This is a genomic window from Mycobacterium sp., assembly GCF_035314665.1.
GTDB lineage: Bacteria > Actinomycetota > Actinomycetes > Mycobacteriales > Mycobacteriaceae > Mycobacterium.
In genome coordinates this window covers 16155-29075 of record NZ_DATFZD010000172.1, presented here as the reverse complement: position 1 = coordinate 29075, position 12921 = coordinate 16155, and the positions used below count along the sequence as shown (strand labels likewise).

Annotated in this window: 10 protein-coding genes and 2 tRNA genes; 3 read left to right on the top strand and 9 right to left on the bottom strand. The window is 64.5% G+C overall.

Translation table 11 applies throughout. From position 1 onward, the window contains the following. Positions 1-785: 785 nt before the first annotated feature. The 5 genes from mobA to clpX all read right to left on the bottom strand — a co-directional run bounded on the left by mobA (position 786) and on the right by clpX (position 7358). Positions 786-1418, bottom strand: a complete 633-nt coding sequence (mobA, locus tag VKI00_RS13855; protein ID WP_324438225.1) for a molybdenum cofactor guanylyltransferase — start codon at positions 1416-1418, stop codon at positions 786-788. 1 nt (position 1419) lies between these two features. Further along, entirely contained in the window at positions 1420-2499 is a 1080-nt protein-coding gene (locus VKI00_RS13850; RefSeq protein ID WP_324438223.1) for a 2-oxoacid:ferredoxin oxidoreductase subunit beta, read from the bottom strand. Continuing rightward, positions 2496-4475, bottom strand: coding sequence for a 2-oxoacid:acceptor oxidoreductase subunit alpha (locus tag VKI00_RS13845; RefSeq protein ID WP_414687191.1), 1980 nt, complete (start codon positions 4473-4475; stop codon positions 2496-2498). The genes VKI00_RS13850 and VKI00_RS13845 overlap by 4 nt, the downstream gene beginning before the upstream one ends. 282 nt (positions 4476-4757) lie before the next feature. Further along, positions 4758-6050 (bottom strand): MFS transporter, encoded by a 1293-nt coding sequence (locus VKI00_RS13840; protein WP_324438219.1) that lies wholly within the window; start codon positions 6048-6050, stop codon positions 4758-4760. 24 nt (positions 6051-6074) lie between these two features. Next, positions 6075-7358 carry an ATP-dependent Clp protease ATP-binding subunit ClpX gene (gene clpX / locus VKI00_RS13835; protein ID WP_324438217.1) on the bottom strand — a complete coding sequence of 428 codons (1284 nt, stop codon included), beginning with the start codon at positions 7356-7358 and terminating at the stop codon, positions 6075-6077. A gap of 265 nt (positions 7359-7623) precedes the next feature. Here clpX and mmuM point away from each other — a divergent pair, with 265 nt between their 5' ends. Continuing rightward, a complete protein-coding gene (gene mmuM / locus VKI00_RS13830) occupies positions 7624-8493 on the top strand; it encodes a homocysteine S-methyltransferase (protein WP_324438232.1) in 870 nt (289 codons plus the stop codon). On the opposite strand, the gene clpP2 is transcribed toward mmuM, so the two are convergent. From clpP2 to VKI00_RS13810, 4 genes are all read right to left on the bottom strand, one after another. Next, complete coding sequence (clpP2, locus tag VKI00_RS13825; RefSeq protein WP_324438215.1) at positions 8490-9125, bottom strand: ATP-dependent CLP protease proteolytic subunit ClpP2; 636 nt, start codon at positions 9123-9125, stop codon at positions 8490-8492. The genes mmuM and clpP2 overlap by 4 nt on opposite strands. Then, a complete protein-coding gene (locus VKI00_RS13820; protein ID WP_324438213.1) occupies positions 9122-9727 on the bottom strand; it encodes an ATP-dependent Clp protease proteolytic subunit in 606 nt (201 codons plus the stop codon). Before VKI00_RS13820 ends, clpP2 begins: the two co-directional genes overlap by 4 nt. Positions 9728-9822: 95 nt before the next feature. Next, positions 9823-11268, bottom strand: coding sequence for a trigger factor (gene tig / locus VKI00_RS13815; protein ID WP_324438211.1), 1446 nt, complete (start codon positions 11266-11268; stop codon positions 9823-9825). Positions 11269-11345: 77 nt separating this feature from the next. Next, positions 11346-11419 (bottom strand) — tRNA-Pro (locus tag VKI00_RS13810). Positions 11420-11545: 126 nt separating this feature from the next. On the opposite strand from VKI00_RS13810, the gene VKI00_RS13805 reads away from it, so the two are divergent. Beyond that, positions 11546-11616: transfer RNA gene (locus VKI00_RS13805), tRNA-Gly, on the top strand. A 90-nt stretch (positions 11617-11706) separates the two neighbouring features. Next, positions 11707-12909: a serine hydrolase domain-containing protein gene (locus VKI00_RS13800; protein WP_324438230.1), complete on the top strand. Its 1203-nt coding sequence runs from the start codon at positions 11707-11709 to the stop codon at positions 12907-12909. The last annotated feature ends 12 nt before the right edge of the window (positions 12910-12921 follow it).

Below are 12921 nucleotides of genomic sequence, written 5' to 3'. Positions count from 1 at the left end.
CTGGTCACACGGGTATTTTTCGCTCGCGTCAATCACTTGGCGGTCAGATGTGATTGTGAGCCAAATCACGCACTTTTTGTGAACTGCGACACGTATTTGCTGCTCTGTTGCCAGCGCCGCGCGACCATCGGCGTGTCCTGCGGACGAACCGAGCTCAGTGTGTTAGCCATGCCGGTCGCGCGCGATCTTGGCCGAGCGGCGGTGGCCGGGGGTCCGCCACGACCGCCGAAGACTCCAAATCCGAAGTGGAACAACCACTCTTAGTGATGGCGCTTCATGCGAGCTGACGGCCCGAGAATCGGCCCCGAGAGCGGCGCGAGAGGCGCGGCTGGCCGACTCAAGAGAACGTGTTGACCATCAAAATTAGTATCCACCAATAGATTTCGCTTACGCACCGGACGTATCGCCACCGTCCGGCGGGGGCTGCGAGCGCATCCCGATCGGGGCTGCGCGCGGCTCGCCGCAATACCCGGAGTTATTTGCCGGAAATCGGTCGGCGTTTCGGCTTTTCGACGGCATGGCTAGCCGTACAGAGCGCCCGTGCCCGATCGCTGGATACCCGAAATATCCACTGGCGCAACGCGATACGAACGCAATTCCGGATTTGAACACCGGATCAATGCTGATCAATTAACGCAATAAACGGTGGAATTTACCGCAAACTAACACACATTGATTAATCAAGATCGAATGCGCATAAATTCGGTCGCATAAATTTATCGGATAATTGTCGCTAAAAGCATTATTTGAATAAATCGAACCTACGCAAAAGAGCGTTTGATTCGTCAGCTCCCGGTCCGCAGCAGGATGCGCAGATCGGCCTCCGAGTTGACGTTGGCCAGCGACCGCGACTCGGGTATCACGATTCGTTGGGCGTCGACCCGGTCGACCAACGCATGCATGCTCCGCTCGCCGGCGGCGATCAACGCATCGATCTGCCCGACCAGCTCGGTCCGGTACACCGCCGCCAGGTAGTGATCGCGGCCGTCCCACGGCAACACGACGTCGGCGTCCAGCTCCTCCGCCCGGGCTTCGAGCAGGTCGATCAAATCGGCGGTCAGCAACGGCATGTCGGCGCCGCACAGGAACGCCCGCTTCGCGCCCGCCTCCGCGGCGGCGCTTAATCCGCGTCCGGTGGCGAGCAGCGGACCCAGTCCCCGCACCTCGTCGCGCACCACGCGGGCCGGCAGTTCCGGCAGAGCTTGTCCCGGCGCGGCGACGACGAATACCGGCTGGCACCGCTGCCCGACAACGTTGACCACCTGCTCGACCATCGTGGTGGGCGCTGCGGAGCCGTCTTTGGCGCCGACGAAACCGGCGGGAACCGGCATGGTGGCCTTGTCCCGGCCCATCCGTAGCGACGCTCCCCCAGCCAACACCACACCGGCTAACGAGGCCGGCTTAGCCGCGGGTGCCATGTCAGTTCACAGTCCAGGTGTCGCGCCCGTGCAACAGCGATTGCAACGCGGCGCGGTCGCCGGGCTTGGACTCCCGCGCGGCGCGAACCTGCGCTCGGGCCGCGTCGTCGTAGGTTGGCCGACTGACCTGTCGGAAGATACCCATAACCGTGTGCTCGAGGTTCTGCTCGGACAGCCGCGACAGCGCGAACGCGTAGGCCGAATCGGCGGCGTGCGCGTCGTGCACCACGATCTCGTCGACGCTGACATCAGCGGTCTTGGCCACCTCGAGTCCGTAGCCGGACCGCACCACGCAATATTCGCGGTTGGCCCCAAAGATGACCGGCTCACCATGGTGGACGTTGATCACCCGCTCCTCGGCGCCCTCTTTGCGCAGCGCGTCGAACGAGCCGTCGTTGAAAATCGGGCAGTCCTGCAGGATTTCGACGATCGCGGACCCGCGGTGCTGCGCCGCGGCACGCAAAACCTCGGACAAGCCGGCGCGGTCAGAGTCCAGCGCGCGGCCGACGAAGCTCGCCTCGGCGCCCAGCGCCAGCGATACCGGGTTGAACGGCTGGTCAAGTGATCCCATCGGCGTCGACTTGGTGACCTTGCCGACTTCGGACGTCGGCGAGTACTGACCCTTGGTCAGGCCGTAGATCCGGTTGTTGAACAGCAGGATGGTCAGGTTGACGTTACGGCGCAACGCGTGGATCAGATGGTTGCCGCCGATCGACAACGCGTCCCCATCGCCGGTAACCACCCACACCGACAGGTCTTCACGGGCCAACGCCAGACCTGTGGCGATCGCCGGCGCGCGGCCGTGGATCGAGTGCAGGCCATAGGTTTCCAGGTAATACGGGAACCGGCTCGAGCAGCCGATGCCGCTGACGAAGACGATGTTCTCCCGGCGCAGTCCCAGCTCGGGCAGGAAGTTGCGCATCGTGTTGAGGATGACGTAGTCACCGCAACCGGGGCACCACCGGACCTCCTGGTCGCTGGTGAAGTCCTTGGCCTTCTGCGGTTGGTCGGTGGTGGGCACACCGTGGTGCTTGGTCAGCACGTCCGGCAGTCCGAGATCGACGCCGATCAGGTCAGTCATGAGTTAGCTCCCGCTCCAACCGTGGCCGCCGCCAATCTCGCGACCATCGTCTTGTCTTGCTCGATTTCGGCCAGTGTCCCGCCCATCGCGGCGCGGATGAGGCGCCCCACCTCGTCGGTCAGGAAAGCAACGCCCTGGACCTTGGTAACCGACTGCACGTCTACCAAGTACTTGCCGCGCAGCAGCAGCGCCAGCTGGCCCAGGTTCATCTCCGGCGCCACGACCTGCGGGTAGCGCCGCAGCACCTCGCCCAGGTTGGCCGGGAATGGTCTGAGATACCGCAGATGGGCATGGGCAACTTTGACGCCGTTGCGCCGCGCACGCCGACACGCCTCGCCGATCGGACCGTAGGAACTACCCCACCCGATCAGCAGCAGTTCGGCGTCTCCGGTCGGATCGTCGACTTCCAGGTCGGGAACCGAGATGCCGTCGATCTTGGCCTGGCGCAGCCGCACCATCAGGTCGTGATTAGCCGGCTCGTAGGAGATGTCGCCCGAACCGTTCTCAGCTTCCAACCCGCCGATGCGATGTTCCAGACCGGGAGTACCCGGTACCGCGAATTGCCGGGCCAGGGTTTCCGGGTCGCGGGCGTACGGCTGGAACGGCTCGTCCGGCTTGGCGAAGGTGTGCTCGATGGGCTCCAGGGTGTCGACGTCCGGGATTCGCCACGGCTCCGAGCCATTGGCAATTGCTCCGTCCGACAAAATGATTACCGGCGTGTGGTAGGACACCGCGATGCGTGCCGCCTCCACGGCGACGTCAAAGCAATCCGACGGCGACCGCGGCGCCAGCACCGCCACCGGTGACTCCCCGTTGCGGCCGTACAGCGCCTGCAGCAGGTCAGCCTGCTCGGTCTTGGTCGGTAGGCCGGTCGACGGGCCGCCGCGCTGTACGTCGATGACGAGCAACGGCAGCTCGGTCATCACCGCCAGCCCGAGCGCTTCGGCCTTCAGCGACAGTCCGGGTCCCGATGTGCTGGTGACCCCGAGCGCGCCGCCGTACGCGGCGCCCAGCGCCGCGCAGATCCCGCCGATTTCGTCTTCCGCCTGGAAGGTGGTCACGTTGAAGTTCTTGTGTTTTGACAGCTCGTGCAAGATGTCCGACGCCGGCGTGATCGGATAACTGCCGAGGACAACCGGAATGTCGGCCAGCTGACCGGCGGCGACAATGCCGTAGGCCAATGCGGTGTTGCCGGAGATCTGCCGGTATTCACCCGCGGGCAGCTTCGCGGGCGAGACCTCATAGGTGACGGCGAAGGCCTCGGTGGTTTCCCCGTAGTTCCATCCCGCCTTCAGCGCCAGCACGTTGGCCTCGGCGATGTCCGGCTTGCGACCGAACTTCTCCCTGATGAATTGTTCACTGGTTTCGATCGGCCGGCCGTACATCCACGACAACAGGCCCAGCGCGAACATGTTTTTGGCGCGCTGACCGTCTTTCTTCGACGCGCCGATGACCTCTACCGCGCCGAGCGTCAGCGTGGTCATCGGGACTGCCTCAACCTTGTAGTCGGACAGTTCTCCGGTTTCCAGCGGGTTGTCCTGGTAGCCGACTTTGGCCAGGTTGCGCTTGCTGAACTCGTCGGAGTTGGCGATCACCAGCCCGCCGATGGGCAGGTCGCTGATGTTGGCTTTCAGTGCCGCCGGGTTCATCGCGACCAGGACGTCGGGCCGGTCACCGGCGGTCAGGATGTCGTAGTCAGCGATTTGGATCTGGAAGGACGAGACGCCCGGCAGCGTGCCCTGCGGCGCGCGGATCTCGGCCGGATAGTTCGGCTGGGTCGCCAGGTCGTTTCCGAACAGCGCGGCCTCGGACGTAAACCGGTCGCCGGTGAGTTGCATACCGTCGCCGGAGTCCCCGGCGAAACGGATGACAATTTGTTCTAGCTTCTCCCGCTTGTGCGGTTCGGGCAGCGCCGCATCGGCTCGGTGTGAATCTGGGTGAGATTCTGACCTGGCTCCGTTGTCGTTCGGACCCACGTCCCCGCCTTCCATCGCTATTCGCCGCACGGGCACGCCGCAGCTACCGGTGCGTATCGTCGGAGTGCATCCCCGACTGGGTTTTATGTCACTGGCGGTACCGATTATTGCACTGTTCTTAGGGATTCATTTACGCCGATACATACCGTCACGTTACCGCGACTTGGCCAAAATGCGAGGTCAGACACACGCGATCGGCAGATCTCGGGCCAAAGTGTGGTGTTCGTCACTTTTGCTGGAACGCGAAGTCTAAGAATCGAAGTTACGCGCCGGTAACATTTGCTAGCCGCTTCTCTCACCCACGCCTCCCCCATTTGGGGGAGGCTCCGCGGGCAACTTTTTCGCTCGAATCGCGGCGTTTGGCCCGGTTTCGGGCATGGCAATCAAGTACAGCACCAAGCCCGCTGCGGCAAGCGCGCCCAGTGAGCTGAATGCGACGTCGTAGCTGGCGACCACCACAATCCACCCGGCGACGATGTTGGAAAGCGCCGCGCCGACACCCCACGCGGTGGTCACTGCGCCCAGGCTGACGTTGAACCGCCCGGTCCCGTGCGTCAGGTCCTGCACGACAAGTGGGAACAAGGCGCCGAAAATCCCGGCGCCGACGCCGTCGAGGACCTGCACGCCGACCAGCCAGTACGGGTTGTCGAAAAGGGTGTAGAGGAAGCCGCGGGCCATCAAGACCGCGAAAGCGATCAGAAAGATCGGCTTTCGTCCCCAGCTGTCCGCCTTGGCCCCAGCAAGGTACGCCATTGGCACCATCACCACCTGGGCTGCGACAATGCACGTCGCCATCAATGCGGTGCCCACGTCCTTGTTCTGCAGTGCCAGCACCTGCCCGACCAACGGCAGCATCGCCGCATTCGCGAGGTGGAAGGTGACCATGGCCGCGGTGAAGATCAGCAATCGACGGTCGTGGAGCAACACCGCGAACCCGGACGGCTGCGGGTGGGCCTGCCCGGGGGTGTGGTCCATGCCGCGAGCCACGTCGTGGTCGATCGCGTCGCCCGGGATGCGCAGCGTCGCAACGACACTCAGTGCGGCCATCGCGGCCAGCACCCAGAACACCACCGCCGGGCCGAAAAAGTAAGCCAGTCCGCCGGTGATCGCACCGGCCGTCGCGTTGCCGGCGTGGTTGAACGATTCGTTGCGCCCGATCCGTCGGGCAAAGGATTTCGTGCCGACGATGCCCAACGTGATCGCTGCCAAGGCGGGAGCGAAGACCGAGCCGGCGACTCCGGTGAGGGCTTGCAACAACGAGATCGCGAAGAATCGCGGAAACAGCGGCATGGCCAGCGCCCCGGCAGTGACCGTGATGGCGCCGGCGACGACCAGTGCCCGCTTGGCGGTTGTCCGATCGACGAACGCGCCCACCGGTGTCTGCGCAATGATCGCCGCGATGCCGCCGACTCCCATCACGAAGCCGATGGAGGCCTGGTCCCAGTGGTGGGTCAGCAAGAGATATATCGAGAGGTACGGGCCCAGCCCGTCGCGAACATCAGCCAAAAAGAAGTTCAGTAAATCGAGCGCATGCGACGTCCGCCGGGAAACCGTCCCAGCGGCGTCGGCACTCAACGATTACCGAACGCGCCGGTGTCGCTACGCGGTCTTGTCGCGGCGCTCGGTGCGGGCAGGCTTGCGCGGCACGATCGTCGGCAGCACGTTGTCCTGCACGGTCTCCTTGGTCACCACGACCTTAGCGACGTCGTCGCGGCTGGGAATGTCGTACATCACCGGCAGCAGAACTTCCTCCATGATCGCGCGCAAGCCGCGGGCCCCGGTGCCGCGATGAATCGCCTGGTCGGCGATCGCCTCCAACGCGTCGTCGGTGAACTCCAGCTCGACGTTGTCCATCTCGAACAGCCGCGTGTACTGCTTGACCAAGGCGTTCTTGGGCTGAGACAAGATTTTGACCAGAGAATCCATGTCCAAGTTCGTCACCGACGCCACCACCGGCAGCCGGCCGATGAACTCGGGAATCAGCCCGTACTTGATCAGGTCTTCCGGCATTACCTCGGCGAAGTGGTCGGTGGTGTCGATCTCAGCCTTGGAGCGCACCTCGGCCCCGAAACCCAGACCACGCTTGCCGACCCGGTCGGAGACGATCTTCTCCAGCCCGGCGAACGCACCCGCCACGATGAACAGCACGTTGGTGGTGTCGATCTGGATGAACTCCTGGTGCGGGTGCTTGCGGCCGCCTTGCGGGGGCACCGACGCCTGGGTGCCCTCCAAGATCTTCAGCAGCGCCTGCTGCACGCCTTCCCCGGACACGTCGCGGGTGATCGACGGGTTCTCGCTCTTGCGGGCGATCTTGTCGACCTCGTCGATGTAGATGATGCCCGTCTCAGCGCGCTTGACGTCATAGTCGGCGGCCTGGATCAACTTGAGCAAGATGTTCTCGACGTCCTCACCGACATACCCCGCCTCGGTCAGCGCGGTGGCGTCGGCGATGGCGAACGGCACGTTGAGCATCTTGGCGAGCGTCTGCGCTAGGTAGGTCTTGCCGCAACCCGTGGGGCCCAGCATCAAGATGTTGGACTTGGTTAGCTCGACGGGTTCCCCTGACCGGGAATCGCGGCCCTTCTCGCCGGCCTGAATGCGCTTGTAATGGTTGTAGACCGCGACGGCCAACGTGCGCTTGGCGGTGTCCTGGCCGATGACGTAGCCCTCCAGGAAGTCGCGAATCTCGGCGGGCTTGGGCAGCTCGTCCAGTTTTACGTCGTCGGCGTCGGCGAGTTCCTCTTCGATGATCTCGTTACACAGATCGATGCACTCATCGCAGATGTATACGCCAGGCCCCGCAATTAGCTTCTTGACCTGCTTCTGGCTCTTTCCGCAGAACGAGCACTTCAGGAGGTCACCGCCATCTCCGATGCGCGCCATGGTGCTGGGGGCCTACTTCCTATTAACCGTTTCGATCGTGCTATGCCGCGTGTATTTTCCCGACGCTACCCGCTTGCTCCACAGCGATGCGACCGTTAGAGCCGAATAGCGTCGGTGATATTCATGCTTGTGCGCCTGAACATATCGCCTGAGGCGGCTCCGCGCTTGCCGGAACGCGCCACCGTGTCCCTGGCGTGTCGCGGCCGTTATGCGACCGAGAGACTGACATGCTCGGCGGCCCTACATTAAGCCTGTGGGATTCGCCGTGCCCGAGAATACCGCGTTAATCGCGGATGGCGGCCTGGCGACCGAACTCGAGGCGCGCGGACATGATCTTTCCGACGGGTTGTGGTCGGCGCGGCTGCTGGTCGACGCCCCGCATGAGATCACCGCGGTGCACACCGCTTTCTTTCGCGCCGGGGCGATGATCGCGACCACGGCCAGCTACCAGGCGTCCTTCGACGCATTCGCCGCTAGCGGAATCAGCCGCGACGACACCGTCCGGTTGCTCCGGCTCAGCGTCGAGCTGGCCAAGAACGCCCGCGACGACGTTGGCGTCGGGGGTCAGGTGGCCGCGTCGGTTGGCTCGTACGGCGCCGCGCTCGCCGACGGTTCGGAATATCGCGGACGCTACGGGCTTAGCGTTGCGCAGCTGCGGGACTGGCATCGGCCGCGGCTGGAAGTGCTGGCGGACGCCGGCGCCGACGTGCTGGCCCTCGAAACCATCCCCGACGTCGACGAGGCCGAGGCGCTGGTGAACCTCGTGCGGTCGCTCGGTGTGCCCGCCTGGCTCAGTTACACCATCGAGGGCACACGCACCCGCGCCGGTCAGCCGTTGGCCGACGCTTTCGCGGTGGTGGCCGGGGTACCGGAAATCGTCGCGGTCGGGGTCAATTGCTGCGCACCCGGCGACGTGCTGCCGGCGATCGGGCCAGCCCGGGAAACCGGCAAACCGGTGATCGCCTATCCCAACAGCGGCGAGCAGTGGGATAGCGCTCGGCGCGCCTGGGTCGGCCCATCGCGGTTCTCGCCGCAGTTGGCCGTGCAGTGGGTGGCAGCGGGTGCGCGGGTGGTCGGCGGATGCTGCCGGGTCCGACCGGCCGACATCGCCGAGCTGGCAGCCGCGCTCACCTAGGCGGTCTGCGCGGAGAGCTTGCGGTACTCCAGCACGGTGTCGATGATCCCGTAGTCCTTGGCCTCTTCGGCGGTCAGGATCTTGTCGCGGTCGGTGTCTTTGCGGATCGTCGCGGCGTCCTTGCCGGTGTGATGGGCCAAGGTGGTCTCCATCAGCGTGCGCATCCGCTCGATCTCGGCGGCCTGGATCTCCAAGTCCGAGAACTGACCCTGGATCACCCCCGACAGCGACGGCTGGTGGATCAGCACCCGCGCGTTGGGCAGCGCCATCCGCTTACCCGGTGTCCCGGCGGCCAGCAGCACCGCCGCGGCCGAGGCGGCCTGTCCCAGACACACCGTCTGGATGTCGGCGCGCACGTATTGCATGGTGTCGTAGATCGCCATCAGCGAGGTGAACCCGCCACCCGGGGAATTGATGTACATGGTGATGTCGCGGTCGGGATCGAGGGATTCCAGGACCAGCAGCTGCGCCATGATGTCGTTGGCCGACGCGTCGTCGACCTGGACGCCGAGGAAGATGATGCGTTCCTCAAACAGCTTGTTGTACGGGTTGGACTCCTTGATGCCGAAGCTCGAATGCTCGATGAACGACGGCAGGATGTAACGCCCTTGGGGCTGGAGTTCGGGGTTCATAGTGATGGGGCTCCGTTGGTCTCGGCGCGGGTGATGATGTGGTCGACGAACCCGTATTCCAGGCCCTCCGGCGCGGTGAACCAGCGGTCGCGATCCGAATCCGCCACGATGCGCTCGACCGGCTGGCCGGTGAATTCGGCGTTGAGCCGGAACATCTCCTGCTTGATGACGGCGAACTGCTCGGCCTGGATCGCGATGTCGGCGGCGCTACCGGTCACCCCGCCCAGCGGCTGGTGCATCAGGATGCGGCAATGCGGCAACGCGTAACGCTTGCCCCTGGTGCCGGCGGCCAGCAGGAACTGGCCCATCGACGCGGCCATCCCCATCCCGTAGGTCGCGATGTCACACGGCGCCAGCACCATCGTGTCGTAGATCGCCATCCCGGCGCTGATCGATCCGCCCGGCGAATTGATGTACAGCGAGATGTCCTTGGAGGAATCTTCGGCCGCGAGCAGCAGAATCTGCGCGCAGAGCCGGTTGGCGATGTCGTCGTCCACCTGCGACCCCAGGAAGATGATGCGCTCGGACAGCAAACGCTCATAGACGGAGTCGACCAGGTTCATACCCTGCGCGCTCGCGCGCATTTCAGTCCCACGACTCACAGTGGGTTACCTGCTTTCTCGAGTTCCATATTCATCGACACTAACCAACCGGGGCCGTCGCGCACTCCCCGAAATCTCCGCGTTCGCTCACAGCGTCACTTCGTGTCGCCCGACGGTTCTTCGGACGAAGCGGCTTCGTCTCCGGCGCCGGCGGCTTCGACGTCCTCGCCGGCGTCGTCGACCCCCGTAGTCTCCTCATCTTCCCCGGCCTCCGATTCGGAGCGCTTGCCGAAGAACTCCTCGGTGTCGACGGTGTTGCCGTCGGTGTCGGTGACCGTGGCCGCCTCGACGACCTCAGCGATGGTCAGCCCGCGGCGCACGTCGGCGAACATCGCCGGCAGCTGATTGTTCTGCTGCATGTACCCGAGCAACTGTTGGGGTTCAATGCCGTACTGCTGCGACGTCAGCACCAGCCGTTCGGTGATGTCCTGCTGACTCACCTGGATGTCGAGGTCGTCGGCTAGAGCGTCGAGCAACAACTGGGTCTTGATGGCTTTCTCGGCGTTCGAGCGGGTGTCGGCATCGAACTCTTCTCGCGACTTGCCTTGCCTTTCCAACGCTTCGGCGAACTTACCTTCGTCGTGGTCGAGGCCATGCAGCGCGTTGTGCAGGGTGTTGTCCACCTGGGTCTGCACGATCGCTTCCGGCAGCGGCATGTCAACCTGCTCGAGCAAGGCATCCAGCGTGGCGGTGCGGATCTCCTCGGCCTGCTGGAGCCGCTTGACCCGGCTCACCTGATCGGCCAGATTGGCCCGCAATTCGTCGATGGTGTCGAATTCGCTTGCCAGCTGCGCGAATTCGTCATCGGGTTCGGGCAGCTCGCGTTCCTTGACCGAGCCTACGGTCACGGTGACCTCAGCCTCTTTTCCGGCCTGCGGGCCGCCCGCCATCGTGGTGGTGAAGGTTTTGCTTTCCCCGGCGGACAGGCCGACGATCGCGTCGTCGAGACCCTCGACGAGCTGCCCAGAGCCGACCTCGTGTGAGAGTCCCTTGGTCGACGCCTCGGGTAGGTCTTGGCCGTCGATGTTGGCCGACAGGTCGATCGAGACGAAGTCACCGGACGCGGCCGGCCGTTCGACTCCGGTCAGGGTGCCGAACCGGGCACGCAGGGACTGCAGTTCGGCGTCGACGTCCTCGTCGCTGACTTGGATCGGGTCCACCGTGATTTTCAGCGCGCTCAGGTCGGGCAGCGTGAACTCAGGTCGGACGTCCACCTCGGCGGTGAAAACGACCTCCTGGCCATATTCCTTCTTGGTGACCTGGATGTCGGGCTGGCCCAGCGGACGCACATCGGTTTCGGTGACGGCTTGCCCGTAGCGGCTGGGCAGCGCCTCGTTGATGACCTGGTCGAGGATCGCCTGCCGGCCGACGCGCGCCTCCAGGAGCTTTGCGGGCGCCTTGCCGGGACGGAATCCCGGCAGTCGCACCTGCTTGGCCAGCTCTTTGTAGGCCCGGTCGAAGTCGGGTTGCAGCTCGGTGAAAGGCACCTCCACGTTGATGCGAACCCGGGTGGGGCTCAACTGCTCGACCGTGCTCTTCACGGGTTTGCTCCTCGGTTGTACTGGCGGATCTTCTGCTGGTCTTCCAATGGGCGAGCCCGTTGGCCGTGGCGTGCCGGTCGGGGTGACAGGATTTGAACCTGCGGCCTTCCGCTCCCAAAGCGGATGCGCTACCAAGCTGCGCTACACCCCGCGGTGACCTCGACGATCCTACGGCCAAGCCCCGCCGTCCCCGTAGCGGCCTCACAACGAAGACACGGGATGGCATCATTTGGATTTGATGTCTGGCGCGACGTATTGTCGCGCTCGACTAATACACGCGGGCGTAGCTCAATGGTAGAGCCCTAGTCTTCCAAACTAGCTACGCGGGTTCGATTCCCGTCGCCCGCTCGAGTCAGGCGCTCGAGGCACCGGCCGACTAAGCTGTGAAGGCCGAACAGCCGAGGCTTATTGAGCCCGGCGAGGCTGAGGAGGCCGACGATTCAGCACACTGGCACCACGGCCGAAGTTAACATCCACGGCTCGTGCGCATCGCGCTTCGAGAAGGTCCACGGCGCGTTCGAGCAGAACTTTGTGCAGGGCAAAGAGGTTGGTGCAGCGGTAGCAGCCTGGGTGGATGGCGAGTTGGTCGTCAACCTGTGGGCCGGTTCTGCCGATGCTGCTGGTACCCGACCGTGGCAGGTGGACACCGTGGCCACCGTGCTGTCCGGAACTAAGGGCCTGACCAGCACCTGCGTACATCAGCTCGTCGAGCGCGGTGAGCTCGATCTGGACGCGCCGGTATCCCGCTATTGGCCCGAGTTCGGGCAGGCCGGCAAGGAGGCCATCACCATCAAGATGGTGATGAGTCATCGGTCGGGAGCGATCGGGCCGCGCAAGCGAATGCCCTGGCAGCAGGTCACCGACTGGGATTTGGTGTGCGAACGGTTGGCAGCCGCCGAACCGTGGTGGGAGCCCGGAACCGCGCAGGGCTACCACATGACGACGTACGGCTTCATCCTCGGCGAGGTGTTCCGCCGCGTAACCGGTAACACGGTCGGTCACTACCTGCGCACCGAGATCGCCGAGCCGCTCGGCGCCGAGATCCACATCGGCTTGTCGCGCGCCGAGCAACGCCGCTGCGCCGATCTGGTGGAAAAGCCGCACATCCGCAAGATGCTCGCCGACGTCAACGCGCCGGGCTACCCCACCTCGCTGGCCGAACACCCCAAGGCCGGCCTGGCCGTGTCGATGGGATTCGCGCCGGACGACGAAGTCGGCTCCAACGATCTCGAGTTGTGGCGCGAAGTCGAATTCCCGGGCACCAACGGGCAGGTCTCGGCGCTGGGCCTGGCAACCTTCTACAACGCGCTCGCCCAAGAGCAGCTGCTCAGCCGCAGGCACATGGATCTGGTTCGGGTGTCGCAGGGTGGCTTCGAGACAGATCTGGTCCTTGGCCCACGCGTTGCCGACCACGGATGGGGTCTGGGCTACATGCTGAACCAACGCTGCGTCAACGGCCCCAACCCGTGGATCTTCGGCCACGGTGGCCTGGGCGGCTCGTTCGGTTTCGTCGACCTCGAGCACCGGATCGGCTACGCGTACGTGATGAATCGCTATGACGCCACCAAGGCCAACGCGGACCCACGCAGCGTGGCGCTCAGTGATCAGATCTATGCGGCGCTCGGGGTCAAGAAGGCCTGAGCCGACGGCTCC

Coding starts and splice junctions, on each gene's coding strand:
- VKI00_RS13850 (WP_324438223.1), bottom strand. CDS start 2,499: ATGACTGACCTGATCGGCGTCGATCTCGGACTGCCGGACGTGCTGACC.
- clpP2 (WP_324438215.1), bottom strand. CDS start 9,125: ATGAACCCCGAACTCCAGCCCCAAGGGCGTTACATCCTGCCGTCGTTC.
- clpX (WP_324438217.1), bottom strand. CDS start 7,358: ATGGCGCGCATCGGAGATGGCGGTGACCTCCTGAAGTGCTCGTTCTGC.
- mobA (WP_324438225.1), bottom strand. CDS start 1,418: ATGGCACCCGCGGCTAAGCCGGCCTCGTTAGCCGGTGTGGTGTTGGCT.